We start from the raw sequence: 24,494 nt of genomic DNA on the forward strand, positions 1-24,494 counted from the left end.
GTTGTCACTCGTTAAAAAACACGATACACTAGCTTTATTAGAATTTAATTAGAGGTAGTGATATGACGTGGGTAACAGAAGCAAAACGATATGAGACAAATCTGATTGATGATTTGAATCAAATTGTGCGCATTCCTTCAGTTTTAGACCCTAAAACGCAAACACCACAAACACCATTTGGCATCGATATGGTGCGTGCGTTATCAAAGATGGAGGAGCTTGCCAGTCGCGATGGGTTTCGATATGGTCGTGTGGCAAATATGGTGACATGGATAGAATTTGGCCCTGCAGATGCAGCTGAAACCGTGGGTATTTTAACACATATTGATGTTGTTCCTGCTGGTGATGGTTGGTTACGGCAGCCATTTAATCCAGAAATTTTAGATGGCTTATATTTTGGTCGAGGTGCAGCTGATATGAAAGCTGATTTAATGTCGGCTTATTATGCAATGAAGATGTTAGCTGATCAACATTGTCATCTGAAGAGAAAAATTCGTTTAATTATTGGGACTGATGAAGAAAATGGTTGGCGTGATTTACCACAGTATATTGCGCAAGAGGGTGAACCCACGCTTGGCTTTTCACCCGATGGCGCTTTCCCTGTTGTTAATGGTGAAAAAGCTTTTCAAACAGTGCAGTTACGGTTTCCAAGTGTTTCTGAAGGACCTTATATTTTAGAACGTTTTATGGCCGGTAATCGTGCAAATGTGGTACCAGGAGATGCAAAAGCAAGAATCGATGTACCCAAAGGAATATTAATTGCCAATGATTTCGAGCAATTTCTTAAGCAACACCCATTTTTAAAGGGAAATGTGCAACAAGTCGGTCAGACCGTTAGACTAACCTTGTTTGGTGTGCAAGCACACGGGGCTTATCCTGCTGATGGAAAAAATGCTGGGACGTATCTAGCGGCATTTTTAAATCAATATTCATTTGGTGGGGATGCCCAGGCATTTTTGACGTTTCTAGGTGATATTGTTCATCAGGATATCTATGCGAAGCGGTTAGGATTAGCTTACCGTGATCAAGAGATGGGTGATTTAACAATGAATGTCGGAGTGATGCGTTACAGTCATCGTGGTCAAGGCACTATTTTACTCAATTTCCGCTACCCAAAGGGGGTGTCGCTTCAAGCAATTGTTACCCAAGTGCAGCGACATCTTGCGGACTTAATGGCTGAGATTACCGTTGTACAAGCTGGTATGCCACCACATTTAGTACCTGTCGATGATGAATTAGTAACGGTCTTATCGGCCGTTTATGCGGAACAAACTGGTCATTATTTACCACCAAGAACGTCCAATGGTGGTTCTTATGCACGTTTATTAAAGCGTGGTGTCGCTTTTGGCGGTCAATTTCCCGATGTTAAAGTAACTAGTCACCAAGCAAATGAATATACGCCGGTTGCTAATTTAACGCGATCAATGGCAATTTTTGCTGAATCATTGTGGCGTTTGTGTCAGTAATTGTTTGATAATTGGGGTTTGGTAATCAAAGTAGTAAACATATGAGGCTGACTAACTGTCCATTTTAAAGTGATAGTTAGTTAGCCTTTAATTATATGGCAAAATATCTTAAAAGTTGAACAGAATATATTAAAGGATAACTGGTAGAATAATAAGAAGAATACATGGTAATGGAGGCGACACATGTCATTAGAATTACTATTTGGTCGTGCAAGTGCAGATCATGAACTGGCATTATTGCAACGCGTGCAACATGTTTTAGCAACTGATGATCAAGCAAAAATTTTTTATATTGTCCCCAATCATATTAAATTTGAAACTGAAATTAATGTGTTGACTAGATTAGCTGACTTAGAAGATCGTCATGGTGCTGCAATTGCTGTGCCTAATGTGTCAGTCTTTTCTTTAAGTCGGCTGGCATGGTATTACATGCAAAATGATGTTATTTATCAACAAGCCAATCTATCACAAAATGGGTTAACAATGTTGGTACAAACGTTGCTACAACAAAATAAAGATCATTTAGTGTTATACAGTAATTTATTGAATAAGCAAGGTTTTATCGGACAGTTTACGACGCAATTATTAGAGCTTAAACAGGCTGGTTTAGCATGGCAAGATGTTAATGAAATTGCTAATCAATTGGTCAATCAAGAAACATTACAGATGAAACTACATGATTTAGCGCTTATTGGTGAGGCATTAGAAGATGAATTAAGGCAGCGTAATCAGTATTTAAGTAGTGATTTACTGTTGGCGTTGAAAGTCTTTTTAGCGACTGAAAAAACAGATATATCGCATCATTATTTTTTTATTAATGATTATTCACAGATGACATCCCCAGAAAGAGGATTGGTTGAAGCCTTGATTCATTATGCTGCCGGAGTGACAATAACCTTGCCAGCTGATGATGGTTCAGCAAGCCTAACAGAGATGGCACTTTCTGAAAATGATTTATTTTATCGCCCCAAAAAATTAGGTCAACAATTACGAGATTTTGCTGTACAACACCATGTAACTGTTACCGCAAATACAATTGCACCACAACGTCATTTGAGTATGAGTATGTCCGAAATGGAAAATTTTTGGATTACGTATGAACAACAGGGAATGCCCCACCATCAGGTACCAACTGAAGTACCAGCAATTAACATTTGGCAAGCCCATACACGTTATCAAGAAGTGGAACAAATGGCACGCTTCATTCGACAAGAAGTGGCAGCTGGCAAACATCGTTATCGTGATTATTTATTGTTAACACGTGACTTAGGGCAATACGAAAATATCATACCAGCAGTTTTTGCACGATATGATATACCGATGTTTATGGATTTAGATCGACCAATGTCAGCACATCCTCTCGTTGCTTTTCTGGATAAATTATTGCATCTTGCACCAAGTTTTACGATTACTGATGTGATGAGCTTTTTAAAAACAGAATTGTTAATACCAGCTGATGTGACTTTGGATGATTATCGTGAAGCACTGGCGGAAACAGAAAATTACGTTCTTGCGAAAAATATTGCAGGTTGGCAGTGGACTAGTACAACACCATGGCAATATGATCGCCAAGCGTTAACAAGTGATGATGAGGTGACTCGTGAACGAGTTGCTGGTAAAGATGCACAATTAGCGATGATTCATGATCAAATTAGCCAGGTGGTAGGACCATTTTTAAAGCAGTTGGCACAAGAGAATACGGCGCGTGATATGGCACGTGAGTTATATGAATTTATGACGCAAATTGGTATTCAGAAACGGTTAATAAAGTGGCGTGATGACGCAATTGCTAAGGGTGATTTATGGGCTGCACAACAGCCAGAACAAGTTTGGCGTGTATTCATTGGCATTCTAGATGATTTTGTCCAAGTTTTTGATACTAAAAAAATGACACTTGAATCATTACAGGATGTTTTAAAAGCAGCTTTTGAGAATGCGAAATATGCGGGTGTCCCAGCAACAGTGGACCAAGTGCATATTTCAGAAAGTGGGATTGTGCAGCGAACTGGTTATGATACGGTCATTGTTTTTGGCGCAACCAACCATAATTTACCAGCAATAACGCGTACCAAAGCCATTTTGCATGACACTGATCGTGTTGCCTTACAAGGTGTCTTACCAGCAGACGTTTACTTAAAAGAAACGGCTGAACAGCAAATGGCACAAGAATCATTGTTAATGTACCGTGCGATGATGGTCGCAGACAACCGATTAATTTGGGCGTACGCAACCAGTGACGGAGATAGCACACAACAACCATCAACCTATGTGACCCGGGTGCAAAAGCGATTTGGCATAATCCCACATCAGTTTGATGCACTACCAGATCCCACCAGTAATCAAATTGCGAATTATGTTGGGACACCAACTAGTACAATGGCACAGTTGTTAATTGCTAACCGTCAGGCTAAGTTACAGGGCACAAAAGAGCCGTTTCTTAGTGCGGCATGGCAACATCTTGGACGACAATTACAAAAAATTGCACCACAGCGACTGGCACACTTATTTGGTAGTTTATGTTATAAAAATGAACCAGAAAAATTACAACCAGCATTGGTGACAGCGTTGTTTGGTCATGATTTAAAAGCATCAATTTCACGCTTGGAAAGTTATTCACGAAATCCTTACGAGTTTTTCTTGCAATATGGTTTGAAATTACAAGAACGTCAAGTCCTACAGTTAACGCCAGCAGAAAAAGGAACGCTAATGCATGCGATGTTGGAGCATCTTTTCCAATTTTTGATTGAAAAACAACAGGTTTTAGGTGCCTTAACAGATGAACAGTTACGTCAGTTGGAGCAAGATATTTTACAAGGTATTTTATCAAGTGATGATCCGACCTATGATATTTTTAGCAGTTCGTATCGCATGAAGTTTTTAACAAAGCGCTTAGCGATGCAAGTGCATGACACGATTACTAGTATGAAACGTGGTCAATTAGTGAATGGGGGTGTGCATACGATTGGTGTTGAAGCAGGCTTTGGTTTACCGCAAAGCCAATTAAAACCAGTTGCCTATGAAATACCGTTTGGCCATATTAAAATTCGTGGTAAAGTTGATCGATATGATTTGGTTGAAACACCAACTGGGAATTTTTTAACAATCGTTGATTATAAATCAAGTAAGCGTGTGTTTGATTATGAAAAAGCTTACGCCGGTTTGGAGTTACAATTGATGACCTATTGGACAGCGATGTTGATGAACAAAGATGTGTTGCCAACGGGTGAAATGGGGGGTGCATTATTTTGGACATTACAAACACCGTGGGTCAATTTAAATGAGTTATCTGGTGATCATTTAGAGCAAATACAACAACAAGCTGATGAATTAATCACTAATCAAGGTCGTTATCGTGGTGTGTTACGTGATGATGAAAATTATATTGATCAATTAGCGGGTAATGCGGATATTGTTGTACCTTACGCCATTGATCGGAAAAAAGATGGGACGTTTAAAAAGACAGCTGATGTTGTCACGGCTGATCATTTAGAAACATTGCTAACATTCAATGAATATAAGATTAAAGAGATTGGTGAACAAATCTTGGCTGGTGATTTTCCATTATATCCATTCCGAGATGGTCCATCAAATACGGGCTTAATGTATACACCGTATAAGCCTATTATGATGTTTGATGCTATGATGGGAAATCAATATCATAATATTGAAAAACTAACGATGACAGGCGCCTTAGCGGCGATGACACGGTTTATTGAAAAGCATCACTCAGAGCCAGAGGAGGGACAAAAATAATGAACTTCACCGATTCACAGTCAGCTGCAATTACGGAAAAAGATCATAACATTTTAGTGTCTGCATCAGCTGGTTCAGGAAAAACACGTGTACTGATCGAGCGCGTGATGCGTCGTTTATTAGCAGGTGAGAACGTTAATGAATTTTTGATTGTCACATTTACCGAAGCAGCGGCCACTGAAATGAAAGAGCGTTTGGAAGTGGCCATTCGTTCTGAACTTGGGAAAACAACTGGCACGCAACGACAGCATTTATTAAAACAACTACGTTTATTGAATATTGCCAATATTTCAACTTTACATGCCTTTGCATTACGTTTGATCGAACAATACCATTACACGATCGATCTTGATCCACAATTTCGTTTAATGGATGATGCAGAACGCACGTTGGTGATGCTTGAGGTTTATCAAACTTTATTAGAAGAACGATATGCAAATGATGAGCAGGGCACATTTGCTATGTTTGCGACACAATTTACTAATAGTACAACTGATGATCAAGCGTTACAAACGGCAACTTTTTCGTTATATGATTTTGCCACGGCCCGGCCAGATACAACAAACTGGTTGGATCATTTACCAGATTTGTATGATGTTGGTGATGCTGATTTTACCAAAAGCCAGTTTTATTTAACACAATTACGACCATTAATCTTAGATGAATTACAAGGAATTTATGATAAAGCGGGACGGCTAGTCAAGCAAGCACCGGATACAATGGATGAGGCACCAGCGATTAACCGTTTACTTAACTTACAATCGGATGTTGCAAATTATCAAGTAGCATTGGCAAGTGTGCAACAGGATACTAATGATTGGCAAACGATTCGTGAAGTAATAAATAATGTGACATTGTCTGGTTGGGGTGTCGATGATCAAGGTAAACGGAAAAATTTCACAAAAAAGCATGATCCTGAACTCAAACGAGCTTGGGAAAAATATAAGGATGAACGTGAAAATTTGAAAAAGCGATTTACAAAATTGCGAGAGACGTACTTTTTATTGGATCAAGCTGGACTATCATTAGCCATTCAAGGTGCTAGCCGAGTGATGCAACAACTTGTCACGTTAACCAAGCAATTTAGTCAATCATTTTTAAAAGAAAAATTACGTCGTAAAGTCCTAGATTTTAATGATTTGGAACATTTTGCACTTCAGATTGTCAGTCAGCCTAAAGTAAAAGCAGAATTACAGGCGCGTTATGTTGAAATCATGGTTGATGAGTATCAAGATACGAACCAGTTACAGGAAGCAATTTTACAAGAAATTGCAAAAACTGATAATTTATTCCAAGTGGGTGATATTAAACAATCAATTTATAAATTTAGACAGGCTGATCCAACTTTATTTGCGCATAAACTGACAACATACTCCCAAACGAATCATAATGAAGTGATTACGTTGCAAGAAAACTTTCGTTCACAGCCAAACGTAACGAATTTTATTAACTATATTTTTGCACAATCAATGAGTCGATCATTAGGGGACATTGATTATACCGGCGATGCTGAGTTGGTTGCGGGGGCTGATTATTATCCTGCAGATTTACCACAAAAAGCAGAATTACTCGTATATTTGGATGATCATCAAATAGATGAGTCAGCAATAGAAGCTGATCATGACAGATTGTCTGTGAATATGCCATATACGAAAGCAACTGGTCAAATTCGGATGATTGCATTGAAAATTCAAGAATTGATTCAGACAAAATTTGAAATTTTTGATCGTAAAGCACAAATAAAGCGTCCGATTAATTATGGCGATATCACTATTTTGGTACCGACAAAAGGTCAAAATTTAGACGTGTTAGATGTTTTTCGAGAAATGGCGATACCTATCATGATTGATGGGACAGAAAATTATTTTCAGACAACAGAAATATCAGTCGTGATGAGTCTCTTGCAAGTCATTGATAATCCGCATCAAGATATTCCATTGGTCGCTGTTTTACGCTCGCCATTATATGGTATTGGTGAAAATGGACTAGCCATTATTCGCGCACAAGCACCTAACGATGATTTTTACACAGCTGTTAAAGTGATGGCCCAAACTAATGTCGTTGATAATTTGCCCGATGTTGATGTCGCATTACTGAAAAAAACACAAACACAAGTTAATCAATTTTTGACTGACTTAGACGTTTTTCGTGATTTAGCTGTACAAAATCAAATTGTGACCTTGCTCTGGGCAATCTATAATCGCACAAATTGGCTAGATTATGTTGGTGGGTTACCTTCCGGAGCACAACGTCAGGCAAATTTGCATGCGTTATATGAGCGGGCTGCAGCGTATCAAAAGAGTAGTTTTGTTGGCCTATATCAATTTATCAACTATGTGACACAGCTTCAAAATCAAGATAAGGATTTAGGTGAAGCAGATGCTAATGTTGCCCAAGACAGTGTGTCATTGATGACGATTCATCATGCGAAAGGTTTGGAGTTCCCAGTTGTCTTTTTGTTGAATGCATCACGAACGATGATTAGTCAACGTGAGACACAAGGTAGTGTTATTCTAGATGCACAGGCTGGTGCTGGCATGAATTATATTGATATTGCGCATCATTTGAAACTCATTACACCACAGCATGAATATATTGTTCAAATCAAACGGCGAAATGCCTATGCGGAACAGTTACGTGTGCTTTATGTTGCATTAACACGTGCAGAACAACAATTATTTATTGTTGGTTCGTATGATAATGTGGCGCAATTGTGGCAAACTTGGCAACAAAGTGCTGGTGTGACCGAATGGATGTTGCCTGAAACAGTTAGATTGACGGGCAAATCATACATGGATTTGATAGGAATGACCTTAATTCGCCATCCTCAAGCGAGTCAACGCATGGCATCATTACAGAAATATGATGAACATAACATCATGCAATTTGATGACATACGAGCTAAAGCACCAAAACAGTCATTTAATTTCAGTCTGGAGATTTTGAATGGACAAGATTTGGCACAAGCAATGTTAGCTTATCAACCAGCAATGACAACAGTAAAAAACTCATTGCCAGAAATGGATACACAGGATGTCACAAATGATTGGCAACAAGTATTGCAATTTCAATATCCTTATGCAACGGCAACACGAGCAACGGCTTATCAATCTGTTTCTGAAATCAAACATTTATTTGAAGATCCTGATTTAACAGCTGGCCGACAACTTGTTGATCGTCGGTTAGTAACAGATGATTTGGCAGGGTTGCGAGTGACTGATGATACATTACCAGAGCCAGCATTTATGCAAGATTCGGCTACTCGACTATCATCAGCAGCAATTGGTACAGCAACACATCTAGTGATGCAACGTATTGATTTAACAATGGGGACACCGACAATTTCAGATATTAAAGATCTCATTGCGCAGTTAACGATAGCTGGATTAATTGATACGAATATTGCACCATTGATTATCGTCGATAAAATTGCCCGTTTTTTCACGGACTCACCATTAGGTCGTCAAATGGTCAAACATGCAGATTCGTTGCAACGTGAGGTGCCATTTTCACTACTATTAGATGCAAAACATCTCTATCGTGCTTTTGTTGGGGATGATAAAGTGCTTGTTCACGGTATTATCGATGGTTATTTTCAAGTCGATAACGAAGTTTGGTTATTTGATTACAAAACAGATCATGTTGCAAGTTCGGATGCAACGCGTATATTAACAAAAAGATATGCAGGTCAATTAAATATCTATGCACAAGCATTGGTAGCAATGGGCTTGACGACACCTAAGCGCTTTATTTATGCAATCAATGCTGAAAAACTAATTCGTTTATCATAAAAAATAAAACGACAGATTACGATGAGACAGGGGAATAACCGTCTGGCAAGTAATGTGTCGTTTTTATTTATGATTGTTTTTTGATACGAGAAAAGCTCAAGAACATGATTAATATGATGAAAAATAACATAATACCAAATACAGAGGCAAACAAAATTTTATAAGAACCACTGTCAATCAATAAGCCACCATATAAAGGACCAATTGCCCGACCAAGTGAGACGATCATGGTTAATAAACCTTGGGCATGTCCTTTCGCATAGGGGTCGCTTAGTTTATCTACCCATGCTGGTATTTGAGGACTTGCAAAAATTTCACCAATTGTCAAAATCATAAAACTTAAAATAAACATGGGATAGGTTCGTGCTTGAATAAGAACTAAAAATGAGAGAGCGAATAAAGTTGAGCCACCAAGAACTGTGAAACGTAAGGGCAAACGAACGATAATACGATCAAGCATGCCTTGACCAAATATGATGACGATGCCATTTAATGTCCATAGGAATGAATAATCTTTGGTAGTCATCCCTAAGTCAGTCATATGGGTTGCAATGACTGTTTCCCATAATATATAAGACATATAGAAGGAAAAAGCTAATCCTAAGATGGCATAAATCACAATTGGCGTTTTGAAAGTACTTTTAGCTGCTCGGTCGGCTGCTCGAGCACTTTGTTTGTCTAATCCTTTGATATTAAAATATTTGATGACTAAAACAAAGAATACAAAGTACATCATCGATGCGCCACCAAAAACATATTGCACACCATAATCGAATAGAAAACCAACAATTGCCGTACCAGCGACCACACCAACATTCATAAATAAATATTGGAGATTAAACACTTTTCTAGCATCGACAGATTGAATGGTTGCAGCGTAGGCATTTAATAAAGTATAAATGAGGCCATCAGCAAATCCAAGTATGAGCATCAATAAAGCGAAAGTTGGCCAACTATGCCAAAAAGTGAGCAAGAGTAGGACACTTAAAGCGAGACTAACGGCCATTGTCATTGCACGATATGGATGCCAGCGATCAAATAAATGACCACCTAACCAATTACCGAACATCATGGTAACTGATAAGCCCATGACAACCAAACCTGATATGGTCATGTTTTGATGTAACATATTATGCATATAAAGTGTAGTGATAGGCCAAATGAGCGATGCACCAGTAGACTGAAAAAAAGTGGTGATGTATAAAATAATTGCTTTAATTTCGACGTGCTGCGATCTGAGCACATCGCCGTCGGCTGACGACTGAGTTAACATAAATCCTCCATGAATTGTGTGCATTGGCACAAATGAAACTTTTGACACGCTGATACAATCAGAGTTATTTTTATACTATGATAACATGTGTGGTAAAGCATGCTTATCCGTTTTTACTATGAGAAAAGTTTAGCATAAATTTGGGGAATTGGTATACTTAATAGAGATGGGATTTAAATCTAGATAGAATTATTGGGGAACAAAAAATGGCCATAAAAAAACCAGAATATATCTTAGCAATCGATCAGGGGACAACAGGTACGCGCGCCATCGTGTTTAACCACAATGCGCGACGTGTTACATCTGTTGCCGTACCGATGACACCAGTGGTACCACAGACAGGTTGGTTGGAACAACGACCAATGGATATTTGGCATGCGACACAAACAGCTGTTGCTGATGCATTAATTAATGCAGGTATTCGTGGAGATGAAATTAAGGCATTAGGGATTGCCAATCAACGAGAAACAACCATTATTTGGCATCGTCAAACTGGCCAACCAATTTATAATGCCATTAGTTGGTCATCCACGCAATCACAGGCTATTGCACAAGAAATTGCAGACAATCAGCAACAAACAGAACTCATTCGACAAAAAACGGGGTTGCCAATTAGTGCTTACTTTTCAGCAACAAAGATTCGGTGGATTTTAGATCATGTACCGGGTGCACAAGCAGCTGCGGAAAAAGGTGACTTAGTATTTGGAACAATCGATACATGGCTAACGTGGCAATTAACAGATGGTGCCATTCATGCAACTGATGCAACGAACGCAGCTCGAACCATGCTATATAATATTCATACGCAAGAGTGGGATCAAGAATTATTAGATTTGTTCAATATTCCAGCTAGTATGCTACCACGCGTCTATAAGAGTAGTGAAATTATTGGTAAGACAAGTCCAATGTCATTTTTTGGTGGTCAGGTGCCCATTGCCAGCTTAATTGGTGACCAAAATGCATCAATGGTTGGTCAATTAGCCTTAGAAAAAGGCATGGTGAAAAACACCTATGGTGCAGGTGCATTTATGATCATGAATACGGGACATAAACCAGTGATGTCCCAAAATCGATTGGTGACAACAATTGGCTATCAGGTTAATGATAAACCGGTTTATGCTTTGGAAGGTTCAATTTTTTCTGCAGGTACAGCTATTCAGTGGTTACATGATCGCTTAGAGTTGATTGAGACGCAATTAGATGCTTGGTCTTTAGCTGAACAGTCAACGAATAATGATGAAGTATATATTATTCCAGCGTTTAATGGGTTGGGCGCACCTTATTGGGATCCAAATGCAAGAGGCAGTGTCTTTGGTATGACGAGAGGAACCAACAAAGCCGATTTTGTGAAAGCAACCTTACAATCAATTGCTTATCAAACGGCGGATATCTTATCAACGATGAAAAAAGATTCCGGCTATGAACTAGCCACAATGAAAGCGGATGGTTCTGTGTCACGTAATCCATACTTGATGCAATTCCAAGCGGACATTGCGCATGTAGAAATTGAACGTTCTTTAGATGAAGATGCAACACCGTTAGGCGCAGCTTTTTTGGCGGGATTAGCGATTGGTTATTGGCAAGATTTGTCCGACTTAGAACAATATGTCCAAGCTGGTCGTCAATTTAAGCCAACGTTAGCTGAAGAACAACGTCGACACTTACGACAAGGTTGGCGTCGTGCAATTAAAGCAACGCAATACTTTGGCCAGAATTAAAATTGTAAGCGATTTACATTAATATAGAAATATTGTGAAAAAAAGTTTATAATTGTTCATATTAAAGTGATGAACTAATAGAGAGTTATTCTTAATGAACGAACAAGTAAAGGAGCATTCATCGTGCCTAAAGAAATTACAACATTGTTAACGTTTTTTGGTGGAACTGGCGATTTAGCAAAACGTAAGCTATATCCATCTACTTATAACCTGTTTAAGAAAGGTTTCTTACAAGAACACTTTGCGATTATTGGAACTGCACGTCAGGCCTTGACGACAGATGAATTTCGTCAGTTAGTGCGGACATCAATTGCTGATACGACTGAAAATCAAGCAAATGCTGAAGAGTTTGTTTCACACTTTTACTACATTCAACAAGATATTACGGACCAAGAGGGCTATGCTGATATGCTTGCATTAAATAATGAGTTAGATGCTAAGTATAGTTTGAAAGGCAATCGTATTTTCTATATGTCTGTTGCACCTCGATTCTTTGGTACAGTGGCAAAATATCTAAAGTCAGAACATTTAATCACTGACAACGGCGAATTCAACCGTTTGATGATCGAAAAACCATTTGGTTCATCATATGAGACCGCTGAAGCATTACAAAATGAGTTATCAGAAGCTTTTGATGAGAACCAAATTTATCGTATTGATCACTATCTTGGTAAAGAGATGGTGCAAAATATTGCAGCAGTTCGTTTTGGTAATCCATTATTTGATGCCACTTGGAACAAAGATTACATTGAAAATATCCAAGTAACGCTATCAGAGGTTTTGGGTGTTGAAGAGCGTGCTGGTTATTATGATACAGCTGGTGCTTTACGTGATATGATCCAAAATCACACGATGCAGGTCATTGGGTGGTTAGCTATGGAGAAGCCGGCATCATTTAACGATAAAGAAATTCGAGCAGCTAAGAATGCAGCCTTTAATTCATTAAAAATTTACAATTCAGCTGAAGAAGTTGCCGAGAATTTTGTGCGTGGTCAATATGGCGAATCAGCTGATGGTTCACAAAAAAAGTATTTGGATGAAATGGACGTGCCTGCAGATTCACAAAACAATACCTATGTTGCTGGTAAATTGCAATTTGATATGCCACGTTGGGAAGGTGTGCCTTTCTATATTCGTTCAGGTAAGCGGTTGGCTGCTAAGTCAACACGTGTTGATGTGGTCTTTAAGAAAGGCTTGAATATCTTTGGTGATGATGTATCATTGCAAAACCCAGTCTTGTCAATTTTGATTGATCCTAAGGGTGGCATTGAATTTAAGATTAACGCTAAGGATATTACATCAGCTTTTGCAACTCGAATGATTGATTTGCAATGGCAAGTATCTGATGAAGATAAGGCACTGACACCAGAACCTTATGAGCGTATGATTCACGATGCCATGAATGGTGATGGATCAAACTTTGCTGATTGGAACGGTGTTGGTACTGCATGGCGTTTCGTTGATGCCATTCAGACAGCTTGGGACGCTAAGAAAGAAAAGTTTCCTAATTATGTTTCAGGCTCAATGGGACCTGTTGCGGCTGATGAATTATTAGCTAAAGATGGTAATGAGTGGGTCTTCAAAGGCTAATTTTAGATAATGAAATAAAATAAATCATCCTCCGTAACCATGGTGTCAATCACAGGTAACGGGGGATGATTTGCATCAGGGAGAAAAAATGGCAAGATATACATCGATTGAATTAACAAATATGATTATGATAGAGAATCCAACGACGCATGAAATTTTAGTAGAAGATCGGCGCAATCCAAATTGGTCGGGCGTGACCTTTCCAGGTGGACATGTTGAAATTGGTGAAACAGTCACGCAATCAGTTTATCGTGAAGCACTTGAAGAAACCGGCTTAACGATTACCAAACCCAAATTAGTCGGTATCAAGGAGTGGCCTTTGCCAGATGGTGCTCGTTACATCGTCTTTCTTTATAAGACAGATGAGTATCAAGGCCAGATTAGAACTGGACGTGAAGGCCAGATTTTTTGGACGACACGTGAAAAATTGTTAAGTGGTCAGTACCAATTGCCAAATACATTTGCCGAAATGTTACCCGTGTTTGACCAGCCCGATATCAATGAATTAGCATTGCATGCAACGGTTGTGGGTGAAACACGAACGGTTAGTTGGCAATAAGTCTGTAGAATACGAACGTCCGAAAAAATAATTTAATTTTAAACGATTATGTCGTTTGAATTCGGGTTTAATTGGAATTATTAAACTTAAAATGAACGACTATGTTATAATGTCAGTATTAAATTAAAAATTACCGAACGTTCGAGGTTATAAAATATGAAAACACGTCGAAGTGATCGTCTAGTAGATATGACACGTTACTTGTTAGAGCGACCACGTACTTTAGTCTCACTAACACATTTTGCAGAAGAATACGAAAGTGCAAAATCTTCTATTTCAGAAGATTTAACGATTTTAAAGCGTACATTTCGTGAACGCGGCATTGGTTTATTAGAAACAATTCCCGGTGCAGCTGGTGGTGCACGCTTTACACCATATATGACACAGACCGATGCGGATGAATTTGTACAATCTTTGGTTAACGCGATTGATGACGAAACACGAGTATTACCTGGTGGTTATGTTTATTTGTCTGATATTTTAGGGCAACCATGGTTCTTACAACGAATCGGTCGTTTAATTGCAACACAATATTTACGCGAGCCCATTGATGCCGTGATGACTGCAGCGACAAAAGGGGTGCCTGTTGCGCAAGCTGTTGCTGAACAGTTAAATGTGCCATTTGTTATTGTGCGTAACGATACCAAAGTTACTGAAGGACCAACGATGTCAGTTAATTATGTGACTGGACAATCACAACGTCTTGAAAAGCTTGAACTATCACGACGTTCTTTGCCGATGGGTTCACGTGTCTTGATTGTGGATGACTTCATGAAAGCTGGTGGGACCATTCGCGGTATGGCATCGTTAGTTAAAGAATTTGAAGGACAAGTTGTTGGCGCTGCGGTTGTTGCAGAAGGTCGAGTAGCACACCGAGTAATTGATGATTATACATCATTAATTCATGTTGATACGAATAAAGATGACGGCATTATCAAAGTGACATCTGGTAACTATGCAGATGAAATTTATGCCAAATTTGAAGAACAATTAGAAAATAAAAAAGATTAGATCAAAGGTGGTAGTCATGCAGAGATTTGTCATTGTTTTGGCAGCTGGAAAAGGGACGCGAATGAAATCGGATTTACCCAAAGTGTTGCATAAAGTTGGTGGGAAACCAATGGTGCAGTTAGTGGTAGATACGGTCAAAAAAGCAGGTGTTGCGAAGGTTGTGACGATTGTTGGTAATGGTGCTGAACAAGTCCGTCAGGCTCTCGGAAAATCATCTGAATTTGCGGAGCAAACAGAACAATTAGGAACGGGACATGCGATTCAAATGGCAGCACCATTGTTGGCAGATCAACAGGGTGTGACATTGATTGCTTCTGGTGATGCCCCAATGTTCACGACAGCAACTTATGAAGCATTATTTAATTACCATGAGCAATCAAATAATGCTGTGACGGTATTAACAGCGAAAGCGCCAGATCCAACAGGTTATGGTCGGATTATTCGTGATGATCAAGGAAATGTGCTACGTATCGTTGAACAAAAAGATGCCAACGATGATGAAAAAAAAGTAGATGAAATTAATACTGGTGTGTATGTTTTTGATAATCATTTATTATTTGAAAGTCTAAAACGGGTGACTAATGATAATGCACAGGGTGAGTATTATTTACCTGACACATTAGAAATTTTACGTGAATCAGGTCAGACTGTTGGCGCTTTCCAAATTAATGATTTTGGTGAATCGATGGGTGTCAATGATCGTGTGGCCTTAGCAAAAGCTAACGAAATTATGCGTCAACGTATCAATGAAGCACATATGCGTGCAGGAGTAACTTTAGTTGATCCAGCAAACACATACATTGATATTGATGTTGAAATTGGGGCTGATACGTTGATTGAGCCCAACGTTTACTTAAAGGGTGACACGAAGATTGGACGACATGTTGTGTTGACAGCGGGAACGAAAATAGTCGACTCTATTGTTGCGGATGGTGCACAAATAGATGCAAGTCATCTAGAAGAAGCCGAAGTGCGAGAAGCAGCAACAGTTGGACCGTTTGCACACTTACGGCCAGCAGCTTACCTTGCTCGTGAGGCGCATGCTGGTAATTTTGTGGAAGTGAAAAAAGCAACACTTGGTGAACGTTCAAAGATGGGACACTTATCTTATTTGGGTGATGCAACTGTTGGTGAAGATGTAAATATTGGTGCTGGCACGGTTTTTGTTAATTATGATGGCCAAAATAAATGGCATTCTAATGTGGGTGATCGCGCATTTATTGGCTCAGGTTCAAAAATTATTAGTCCAGTTGAAATTGCTGATGAATCTTTTGTTGCAGCAGGTTCAATTATTACTGATGACATTCCGAAACATGCCATGGGAATTGCACGTGCTCGGCAAACTGTTAAGTCAGATTTCTGGCAACGAACGCCACTCTTTAAAAAGTTCCATAAATAACAACTTTATTTGATTACTGAGTGCATGAGTCGATTAATAATAGATTGAAGAATACATTGAAAAACTGTACAATGAGACTATTAAAGACTTGAATACACAATTGGATGTGTCTAATGGAGGAAAGCATGGCAACTTATTCGGATCCACATTTGAAAATTTTTTCATTGAGCAGCAACCGCCCATTAGCGGAAAAAATTGCGGCAGCTATTGGTGTGGAACTATCGAAAATTAATATCGCTCGTTTTAGTGACGGTGAAATTCAGATAAATATTGAGGAATCAGTTCGTGGAGATAATGTTTACATTATTCAACCGACATCGGCACCCGTTAATGACAGTTTAATGGAATTGCTGATTATGATTGATGCACTACGTCGTGCAAGTGCACGCTCAATTAATGTTGTAATGCCTTATTATGGTTATGCACGTCAAGATCGTAAGGCGCGTTCTCGTGAGCCGATTTCAGCAAAATTAGTTGCTAATATGTTGGAAATGGTTGGCGCAACACGTGTTCTAGCGCTTGACTTACATGCATCACAGATCCAAGGATTCTTTGATATTCCCGTTGATCACATGATGGGAGCACCATTATTAGCTGATTACCTGATTACAACTGGTATTGCAGATGATAATACAGTTGTTGTATCACCGGATCATGGTGGTGTAACACGTGCTCGTGCCTTAGCTGAATTATTGGGTTCTCATGAACCAATCGCAATTATTGATAAACGTCGTCCAAAGGCAAATGTGGCGCAAATCATGAATATCATTGGTGATGTGAAGGGTAAGCGTGCAATCATGATTGACGATATGATCGACACTGGTGGTACCATCACGCAAGGCGCACAAAAGCTAAAAGATGAGGGTGCTTCTGAGGTTTACGTTGTTGCAACACACGCAGTATTTTCAGGAAAAGCGGTTGAGAACTTACAGAATTCTGTCTTTGAACAAGTCATTGTGACGGATTCAATCAACTTACCTGAAGAAAAGAAATTCCCAAAGTTGGTACAAGTTTCTACTGCAGAATTAATTGCTGAGGCGATTAAGCGCATTAACGAGAATAAGGCAGTTTCGCCATTGTTCAAGAAACGCTTTCATCGGACAGTTGAGTAAAAAATAAGTCGTTGCTCTAGCAAAGTTTAGAGCAACGCTTTTTTATAACAAAGGGAGAAGAATATGGCAAAGAAGAAAATGATTTTAGATTTAGATACTGGGGTTGATGACGCACTTGCGTTAGCATACGCTTTAGCAACACCAGATGCTGATTTGATTGGTGTGGTAACTTCTTTTGGTAATACACAAGTAAATACAGCAGCAGAAAATACGCTGAAATTATTAGAGTTGTTAGGTAAAAGTAATGTACCTGTCTTTGTTGGGGCAAGTTATTCATCAACAACCGACCATTTTGAGACAATGCAAGTTTCGATGGATATTCATGGTAAAAATGCGATTGGAGATGTGATACTACCAGATCCGGAACAAACAGTTGAAACAACGTCAGCAGTTGACTTTTTGATTACGGCTGCGCACCAATATGCTGATGATTTGATTATTGTGCCAACAGGTCCATTAACAAATTTAGCTGCTGCTTATAAACAAGATCCTGCCATTGCTGATTTAATTGGTAATGTGACACTAATGGGTGGTGCTTTGACAGTACCTGGCAATGTCACACCATACACTGAAGCTAATATCAATCAAGATCCTGGGGCAGCTGATTACGTCTTTAAACATGCTAAGCATTTGGTTATGGTTGGATTAGATGTCACGTTGCAGACGTTATTAACGAAAAAAGAAACGCAACAGTGGCGTGATCTAGGAACAGAAAAAGGTCGTGTGTTTGCAGATATTTTTGATTATTATATTGATGCTTATTATAATTTAGATATTAATAAAGCAGGCGCAGCGTTACATGATCCTTTAGCGGTCGGTGTGGCAGTTGATCCTAATTTTGTGTCGTTATTACCATTGAATATGATGGTTGATGTCAATGATGGTCGGACCATTGGTGATTTAAGTCGTTTACATGAGTCCAAAAAGAATAACTTCGTTGCTGTTGCAGTTGACGAGCCATTTTACTTAGAGCGTTTTATGAATTACACATTGACAATTTTGGCCTAGCAAGGGTTATAACACTTGCAAATTGTTGTATTGTCGTGTAGTATAAGTGTTTGTGAGTTATCATTTTTGTTAACTCTCCTTGCCGGCAGGTAGTCGGCCATAGACCAAAAGGAGGAATATATAATGGCATACGAATTAACATACATTATTCGCCCTGACATGAATGCTGACGCTAAGAAAGCATTGGTTGAGCGTTTTGACAAGGTGTTGTCAGATAATGGTGCTACGGTGGTTGAGTCAAAGGACTGGTCATCACGTCGCTTTACTTATGAAATTGCAGGTTACCGTGAGGGTCTTTACCACATTGTTAACTTTACTGCAGAAGATGACGCAGCAATTAACGAATTTGACCGTTTGGCTAAGATTTCAGAAGATATCTTGCGTCACATGGTTGTTAAGCGTGAGTTAGCATCAGCTGAGTAATTTTTATAAATGACATTAATTTAATAATTTAGGGGCTAGGTCTAAAGACCTTGAAAGGAGGCTTTCCATATGATAAATCGAGTTGTTCTGGTTGGTCGTTTAACTCGTGATGTTGAATTACGTTATACGACTTCTGGCGCTGCTGTGGGTTCATTTACAATTGCTGTTAATCGGCAATTTACAAATGCTAACGGTGAGCGTGATACTGATTTTATTAATGCTGTTATTTGGCGTAAATCAGCAGAAAATTTTGCTAATTTTACTTCAAAAGGATCATTAGTTGGTATTGAAGGTCGTATCCAAACTCGTAACTATGAAAATCAACAAGGACAGCGTGTTTACGTTACTGAAGTTGTTGTTGATAACTTCTCGTTATTGGAAAGTCGTGCAGAAAGTGAGGCGCGTCGTTCGCAAAATGGTTCGAACAATTCGAATAATTTTGGTGGCGGTCAACAGCGTAACCAGGGGAACTTCAATTCCTCATCTTCACAAAATCCATTTGGTGCACCCGCATCAAATGGCAATGTGTTTAATGGAAGCGCTGCTAGTTCACAAGCATCTGACGATCCCTTCGGTGGTGGTCAAGAGATTGATATCTCTGATGATGATTTACCATTCTAAATTATTAAGCGTAACATTGTCTAACGACATTATTCTATCAGGAGGAATTTAATCATGGCACAACAACGTCGTGGTGGCGGACCTCGTCGCCGTCGTAAGGTTGACTTTATCGCAGCCAACCATATTGAATATGTGGATTACAAAGATACTGAATTGTTGGAGCGTTTCATTTCAGAACGTGGTAAGATCTTGCCTCGTCGTGTGACTGGTACTTCATCAAAGAACCAACGTAAAGTTACGACTGCTATTAAGCGTGCTCGTATCATGGGCCTTTTGCCATTCGTTGCGGAAGACTAATTTGTATTTAAAAAAGCGACCATCATTTAATTGGTGGTCGCTTTTTGTATGGTCTTATCATTCGCTTCGGTATGTTGTATCAGTTATAATAAATGTAATAAAAAATGGGGGGAGCGAAATATGAATCGAACTATCGTGAATCCCAGGCTTCGTCATTCAAAAACGAGCAAAATAAAACTGTAACCAGTCAAAGTAGTCAGAGTGGCAGCTCTCAAACTAGCGCGATTACTTTGCCAACGAAAAATGAAGTGACTCAGCAAGTCAGTGATATGTTAAATCAGTTTATTAAAGAGCAAAAAAATGAGTTGATTAAAGAGGTATCAGTGAGTGATGCTGCTGATGCCTTTGAAGATTCTTATTTGGATAGTTATGAAGATGATTTGAAAGCGAAATATCCAGGTGAGTCAAATGAAGATCAGATTGAACATTTGTTAGATGTTGCTGAAGCAACGGTTAATGTGCAACAAAAAATTTCAGACAGTAAATCATAATCTAATAGAGAAACTGTTAACAAGATAGTGAGACAAAAGACGTTCTGAAGCCGATTATAACGATGATTAGGGAATTTTAGTTCGAATAATCGGCCCCCTTAATTGTTGTTACAGCAAGCATTCAGTCTTTTGGAACATATTTAAGGACGTCAATCTACCAGTCAATGAACTAAACCCCGTAAGTTGGAGTAAATCCAAACTTACGGGGTTTATTATGTATTCAAAAGAAATTCAAATAGCAGTTTGCTCCTGATCCTTTCAAATGATGTTCTTTTTAGCTGATCATAATGACTGGTATCGTAACTCCTTTTTTATGTCATCATTACTTAAAATACGAACTTTAAATTAATTAAAAGCTTTATTTAGCTATTAATTTAAATAAATACGAACTATTGCGTTGGCTTATATTTAATCGTTAAGTATTATGAAGGTGAAAATAAGTATGTTGCCTAATGACGTTTAAGGAGTGAGCAATGACAATAGCAGGTGAAGTCGCAATATTGATGGGTTCAATTTCAGATTGGCCAACAATGAAATTAACATGTCAACAACTAGATGAAATGGATATTCCATATCAAAAACAGATTATCTCGGCACATCGAATGCCAAGCGAATTACAAACATTTGGTCAACGAGCTCGAGAAAAGGGAATTAAAGTCATTATCGCTGGTGCTGGTGGTGCTGCTCATTTACCTGGAATGATTGCTGCAAACACAACACTACCAGTTATTGGGGTACCGATGAAAACACATGCTCTTAATGGCGTCGATTCACTACTTTCAATTGTTCAAATGCCTGCCGGTACACCAGTTGCAACGGTCAGTATTGGTGAAGCGGGTGCTAAAAATGCAGCTATTTTGGCAGCACAAATATTGAGCATCACGCAAGCTAATATTGAAAAATCACTTAATGATTTTAAACAAGCACAACGGTTAGCGTCTATGGAAAGTGAGGAACATTTTGATTAAAACCATTTAAAGAGACGATCGAAAAGCCGGGCACAACAGAGGCACAGGCAATTGAACAAATTGACATTGGTGGTCCAGCAATGCTTCGGGCTGCGGCTAAAAATTTTACAGATGTCTTAACGGTAGTCGATGTTGCTGATTATGATCAAGTCGTAGCGCGCTTAGCATTTGGGCGGGATGATTTAAAATTCAGAAAATCATTAGCTGCTAAGGTATTTCAGCATACGGCGGCATATGATGCGTTAATTGCCAATTATCTAACAACAGAGGCGTTTCCTGAAAAGTTAACGTTGACGTATGAAAAACAACAGAGCTTACGTTACGGTGAAAATAGTCATCAAGCAGCTGCTTTCTATCGCGAACCAATACCAGCAAAATTGTCGATCATTACCAAACAATTACATGGCAAAGTACTGTTGTTTAACAATTTAAAAGATGCTAATGCCGCATTGAATATGGTTAGTGAATTTAATGAACCATGCGTTGTGGCAATGAAGCACATGAATCCTTGTGGCGTCGGTATAGCTGATAAGATTGAACGCGCTTGGGGTGAAGCATACGAATCGGATCCGATGTCAATTTTTGGTGGTATTGTTGCCGTTAATCGTGAAGTTGATCTTGCCACAGCTCAAAAAATGCACGAAATCTTTTTGGAAATTATCATTGCGCCGTCATTTAGTGCAGATGCATTAGAAGTACTGGCAAAAAAGAAAAATATTCGTTTATTACAAGCTGATTTTAGCCATCGAAAGGAAGATGAACGCTTTGAGGCGGTTACTGTTAGTGGTGGGTTACTAGTGCAAGAAACAGATCGCGAAGTGGCAGAAATACCGGCTTTTGAAGTTGTGACGCAAACACAACCAACACCAGAACAATTAAAAGCACTCCAATTTGGGCAACATGTCGTTAAATTTGTTAAAAGTAATGCGGTTGTCGTAACAACCGCAACGAAAACACTGGGTGTTGGCATGGGACAACCAAATCGCATTGATGCCACTAAGATTGCGATAAACAAAGCGATGCCGAAGGCGGGTTACGAAGATGCCATTTTGGCTTCTGATGCTTTCTTTCCAATGGATGACTGTGTTGAATATGCAGCGCAACACAATATTAAAGCAATTGTGCAGCCAGGGGGGAGTATTCGGGATAAAGATTCAATTGCGATGGCGGATAAGTATGGTATTGCGATGGTAACAACTGGTGTCCGTCATTTTCGACATTAATTAGAAAGGAGTTTTTAATGGTGAAGGTATTGGTCATTGGTTCAGGTGCGCGTGAACATGCGATTGCAGCAACGTTTCTTGCAAGCGGTCAAGTAACGGCTGTTTTTTGTGTGCCAGGTAATCCAGGGATGCAACAACATGGTATTCAAACGATGGCGATTGCTGAAAATGATTTTGAACAGTTGGCAAATTTTGCGGTACAACAACGAATTGATCTAATTTTTGTTGGTCCTGAGGCACCATTAGCAGCGGGAATCGTTGATTTTTTTCAGCAAAAAGGCTTACGTATTTTTGGACCAAATCAAATGGCAGCACAGTTAGAAAGTAATAAAAAATTTGCGAAAGATTTTATGGTTCGTAATCAAGTGCCGACGGCAAAATTTGCGTCTTTTACAGATGCAAATAAGGCATTAGAATATGCTCAAAAATTAACTTTGCCACTTGTGGTCAAAGAAAATGGTTTAGCAGGTGGAAAAGGCCTTCAAATTGTCAAGACATGGGCTGATGTTGTAGCTGCTGTAACAGTTACTTTGAATAATAGTGATCAAATACTCATTGAAGAGTTTTTACAGGGTGAAGAATTTTCATTAATGCTTTTTTTGGGTGGTCCTGAGCCGGTGATTTTACCGGTATCACAGGATCATAAAAAAATTTTTGCTGCTGAAACTGGTCCTAATACGGGTGGCATGGGGGCATATTCACCGGTACCTCATATGACATCAGATGTTATTGACCAAGTTAAACGAACAATTATTAAGCCAATAATGGCAGGTTTGCGTAAAGAGCAGTTGATGTATGCTGGAACATTATATATTGGTTGTATACTGACTAGTACTGGTATTAAAGTGATCGAGTTCAATGTGAGATTGGGTGATCCAGAAACTCAGATTTTATTACCACAATTAGAAAGTGATTTTTATGAAGCCGTAACAGACTTAATTGCTGGCAAAACACCACAAATGGTCTGGCAAAATCACGATTATTATTTAGGAACGGTTGTAGTTGCACCGGGTTATCCAATTGCCCCACAGCAGCAAATTAAGTTGCCAAAGCTACCTGCAAATGTTTTTTATGCTGGAGTCATTGCTAAAGAACAGCACCTTTATAGTACTGGTGGTCGTATTTTTACACTAATCGAACACGCTAAAACTCTTAAGGAGGCACAAAAGAAGGTTAATCAATCGTTAAACTATTTAGTACTGGATGATTTTTATTATCGCACCGATATTGGTTTTCGTGATTTAAACGAATGATTATGATGGTATAAAAAAAGAACGACATTTTGCCGTTCTTTTTTAAGTAGTGGACAAGCAGGGGCTCGAACCCTGGACCCACGGATTAAGAGTCCGTTGCTCTACCAACTGAGCTACTTGTCCAAAAAAATTGTCTCACAACAACAAACAATAATATATCATACAATGAGTATATATGCAAGTGTTTGTTGTAAGTGAAAAAAAGAACCAATTAGTATTAGTTCTTTAAAATGGACAAGCAGGGGCTCGAACCCTGGACCCACGGATTAAGAGTCCGTTGCTCTACCAACTGAGCTACTTGTCCAAAAATTGTTTCACAACAACGAATAAAAATATACCATAAAACGGATCATGATACAAGTTTTTTTATTAGGAAAATTATTAGCAATTAGGTCTTGCAATTTTGTTTTAGCCGAGTAAAATCAGTTGATAAATAAATATTAATTAATTGTTGTAGATTTAATCGTTAGATAAACGGGCTAACAAGTTTCTACCGCCTACCCAATAATAGGCGACAATCTACAAATGATTAGGTATA

General features: G+C 38.9%; 17 protein-coding genes, 2 tRNA genes, 1 pseudogene and 1 riboswitch. Of the genes and pseudogenes, 17 read left to right on the forward strand and 3 right to left on the reverse strand.

The window, feature by feature from the left end; translation table 11 throughout:
- Nucleotides 1–62: 62 nt before the first annotated feature.
- The 3 genes from pepV (at nt 63) to addA (ending at nt 9,010) form a co-directional block, all read left to right on the forward strand.
- On the forward strand, nt 63–1,466 hold the full coding sequence (gene pepV / locus ACSKY2_RS08475) for a dipeptidase PepV (RefSeq protein WP_489877449.1): 1,404 nt from the start codon (nt 63–65) through the stop codon (nt 1,464–1,466).
- A gap of 183 nt (nt 1,467–1,649) precedes the next feature.
- Nucleotides 1,650–5,219 (forward strand): PD-(D/E)XK nuclease family protein, encoded by a 3,570-nt coding sequence (locus ACSKY2_RS08480; protein WP_489877450.1) that lies wholly within the window; start codon nt 1,650–1,652, stop codon nt 5,217–5,219.
- Nucleotides 5,219–9,010 (forward strand): helicase-exonuclease AddAB subunit AddA, encoded by a 3,792-nt coding sequence (gene addA / locus ACSKY2_RS08485; RefSeq protein ID WP_489877451.1) that lies wholly within the window; start codon nt 5,219–5,221, stop codon nt 9,008–9,010. Before ACSKY2_RS08480 ends, addA begins: the two co-directional genes overlap by 1 nt.
- A 67-nt stretch (nt 9,011–9,077) precedes the next feature.
- Here the strand turns inward: addA and ACSKY2_RS08490 are convergent, their stop codons facing one another.
- Nucleotides 9,078–10,283, reverse strand: a complete 1,206-nt coding sequence (locus ACSKY2_RS08490; RefSeq protein ID WP_489877452.1) for an MFS transporter — start codon at nt 10,281–10,283, stop codon at nt 9,078–9,080.
- A 206-nt stretch (nt 10,284–10,489) separates the two neighbouring features.
- On the opposite strand from ACSKY2_RS08490, the gene glpK reads away from it, so the two are divergent.
- The 14 genes and pseudogenes from glpK (at nt 10,490) to purD (ending at nt 23,956) form a co-directional block, all read left to right on the forward strand.
- Nucleotides 10,490–12,001 (forward strand): glycerol kinase GlpK, encoded by a 1,512-nt coding sequence (gene glpK / locus ACSKY2_RS08495; RefSeq protein WP_489877453.1) that lies wholly within the window; start codon nt 10,490–10,492, stop codon nt 11,999–12,001.
- Between the two features lie 123 nt (nt 12,002–12,124).
- The gene (zwf, locus tag ACSKY2_RS08500; protein WP_489877454.1) at nt 12,125–13,591 is read left to right on the forward strand and encodes a glucose-6-phosphate dehydrogenase; all 1,467 of its coding nucleotides are present in this window, start codon (nt 12,125–12,127) and stop codon (nt 13,589–13,591) included.
- A gap of 88 nt (nt 13,592–13,679) precedes the next feature.
- The gene (locus ACSKY2_RS08505; protein WP_489877455.1) at nt 13,680–14,150 is read left to right on the forward strand and encodes an 8-oxo-dGTP diphosphatase; all 471 of its coding nucleotides are present in this window, start codon (nt 13,680–13,682) and stop codon (nt 14,148–14,150) included.
- Nucleotides 14,151–14,306: 156 nt separating this feature from the next.
- Nucleotides 14,307–15,161, forward strand: coding sequence for a pur operon repressor (purR, locus tag ACSKY2_RS08510; protein WP_489840175.1), 855 nt, complete (start codon nt 14,307–14,309; stop codon nt 15,159–15,161).
- Nucleotides 15,162–15,177: 16 nt separating this feature from the next.
- Nucleotides 15,178–16,560 carry a bifunctional UDP-N-acetylglucosamine diphosphorylase/glucosamine-1-phosphate N-acetyltransferase GlmU gene (glmU, locus tag ACSKY2_RS08515; protein WP_489877456.1) on the forward strand — a complete coding sequence of 461 codons (1,383 nt, stop codon included), beginning with the start codon at nt 15,178–15,180 and terminating at the stop codon, nt 16,558–16,560.
- A gap of 125 nt (nt 16,561–16,685) precedes the next feature.
- The gene (locus ACSKY2_RS08520; RefSeq protein ID WP_489877457.1) at nt 16,686–17,672 is read left to right on the forward strand and encodes a ribose-phosphate diphosphokinase; all 987 of its coding nucleotides are present in this window, start codon (nt 16,686–16,688) and stop codon (nt 17,670–17,672) included.
- Between the two features lie 63 nt (nt 17,673–17,735).
- A complete protein-coding gene (locus ACSKY2_RS08525) occupies nt 17,736–18,680 on the forward strand; it encodes a nucleoside hydrolase (RefSeq protein WP_489877458.1) in 945 nt (314 codons plus the stop codon).
- 123 nt (nt 18,681–18,803) lie between these two features.
- Nucleotides 18,804–19,103: a 30S ribosomal protein S6 gene (rpsF, locus tag ACSKY2_RS08530; protein ID WP_002828739.1), complete on the forward strand. Its 300-nt coding sequence runs from the start codon at nt 18,804–18,806 to the stop codon at nt 19,101–19,103.
- Nucleotides 19,104–19,172: 69 nt separating this feature from the next.
- Nucleotides 19,173–19,724, forward strand: a complete 552-nt coding sequence (gene ssb / locus ACSKY2_RS08535; protein ID WP_489840171.1) for a single-stranded DNA-binding protein — start codon at nt 19,173–19,175, stop codon at nt 19,722–19,724.
- A gap of 54 nt (nt 19,725–19,778) precedes the next feature.
- Nucleotides 19,779–20,021, forward strand: coding sequence for a 30S ribosomal protein S18 (rpsR, locus tag ACSKY2_RS08540; protein ID WP_042492992.1), 243 nt, complete (start codon nt 19,779–19,781; stop codon nt 20,019–20,021).
- Nucleotides 20,022–20,125: 104 nt separating this feature from the next.
- Nucleotides 20,126–20,512: a hypothetical protein gene (locus ACSKY2_RS08545; protein ID WP_489877459.1), complete on the forward strand. Its 387-nt coding sequence runs from the start codon at nt 20,126–20,128 to the stop codon at nt 20,510–20,512.
- Between the two features lie 473 nt (nt 20,513–20,985).
- Nucleotides 20,986–21,480, forward strand: a complete 495-nt coding sequence (gene purE, locus ACSKY2_RS08550; RefSeq protein WP_489877460.1) for a 5-(carboxyamino)imidazole ribonucleotide mutase — start codon at nt 20,986–20,988, stop codon at nt 21,478–21,480.
- Nucleotides 21,477–22,703: pseudogene (gene purH / locus ACSKY2_RS08555) on the forward strand (bifunctional phosphoribosylaminoimidazolecarboxamide formyltransferase/IMP cyclohydrolase); the annotation flags it as partial. The gene purE and the pseudogene purH, both read left to right, overlap by 4 nt.
- Before the next feature lie 17 nt (nt 22,704–22,720).
- On the forward strand, nt 22,721–23,956 hold the full coding sequence (gene purD, locus ACSKY2_RS08560; RefSeq protein ID WP_489877461.1) for a phosphoribosylamine--glycine ligase: 1,236 nt from the start codon (nt 22,721–22,723) through the stop codon (nt 23,954–23,956).
- Nucleotides 23,957–24,006: 50 nt separating this feature from the next.
- Here purD and ACSKY2_RS08565 read toward each other — a convergent pair.
- Nucleotides 24,007–24,079, reverse strand: a tRNA-Lys gene (locus ACSKY2_RS08565).
- A 108-nt stretch (nt 24,080–24,187) separates the two neighbouring features.
- Nucleotides 24,188–24,260 (reverse strand) — tRNA-Lys (locus ACSKY2_RS08570).
- Between the two features lie 131 nt (nt 24,261–24,391).
- Nucleotides 24,392–24,494: riboswitch (purine riboswitch) on the forward strand.

Source organism: Weissella sp. ESL1156 (assembly GCF_058505625.1).

Excerpts from the sequence above, each read along its gene's own strand:
- pepV (WP_489877449.1), top strand. The coding sequence starts at position 63 with ATGACGTGGGTAACAGAAGCAAAACGATATGAGACAAATCTGATTGAT.
- ACSKY2_RS08480 (WP_489877450.1), top strand. The coding sequence starts at position 1,650 with ATGTCATTAGAATTACTATTTGGTCGTGCAAGTGCAGATCATGAACTG.
- addA (WP_489877451.1), top strand. The coding sequence starts at position 5,219 with ATGAACTTCACCGATTCACAGTCAGCTGCAATTACGGAAAAAGATCAT.
- ACSKY2_RS08490 (WP_489877452.1), bottom strand. The coding sequence starts at position 10,283 with ATGTTAACTCAGTCGTCAGCCGACGGCGATGTGCTCAGATCGCAGCAC.
- glpK (WP_489877453.1), top strand. The coding sequence starts at position 10,490 with ATGGCCATAAAAAAACCAGAATATATCTTAGCAATCGATCAGGGGACA.
- ACSKY2_RS08505 (WP_489877455.1), top strand. The coding sequence starts at position 13,680 with ATGGCAAGATATACATCGATTGAATTAACAAATATGATTATGATAGAG.
- purR (WP_489840175.1), top strand. The coding sequence starts at position 14,307 with ATGAAAACACGTCGAAGTGATCGTCTAGTAGATATGACACGTTACTTG.
- glmU (WP_489877456.1), top strand. The coding sequence starts at position 15,178 with ATGCAGAGATTTGTCATTGTTTTGGCAGCTGGAAAAGGGACGCGAATG.
- ACSKY2_RS08520 (WP_489877457.1), top strand. The coding sequence starts at position 16,686 with ATGGCAACTTATTCGGATCCACATTTGAAAATTTTTTCATTGAGCAGC.
- ACSKY2_RS08525 (WP_489877458.1), top strand. The coding sequence starts at position 17,736 with ATGGCAAAGAAGAAAATGATTTTAGATTTAGATACTGGGGTTGATGAC.
- rpsF (WP_002828739.1), top strand. The coding sequence starts at position 18,804 with ATGGCATACGAATTAACATACATTATTCGCCCTGACATGAATGCTGAC.
- ssb (WP_489840171.1), top strand. The coding sequence starts at position 19,173 with ATGATAAATCGAGTTGTTCTGGTTGGTCGTTTAACTCGTGATGTTGAA.
- rpsR (WP_042492992.1), top strand. The coding sequence starts at position 19,779 with ATGGCACAACAACGTCGTGGTGGCGGACCTCGTCGCCGTCGTAAGGTT.
- ACSKY2_RS08545 (WP_489877459.1), top strand. The coding sequence starts at position 20,126 with ATGGGGGGAGCGAAATATGAATCGAACTATCGTGAATCCCAGGCTTCG.
- purE (WP_489877460.1), top strand. The coding sequence starts at position 20,986 with ATGACAATAGCAGGTGAAGTCGCAATATTGATGGGTTCAATTTCAGAT.
- purD (WP_489877461.1), top strand. The coding sequence starts at position 22,721 with ATGGTGAAGGTATTGGTCATTGGTTCAGGTGCGCGTGAACATGCGATT.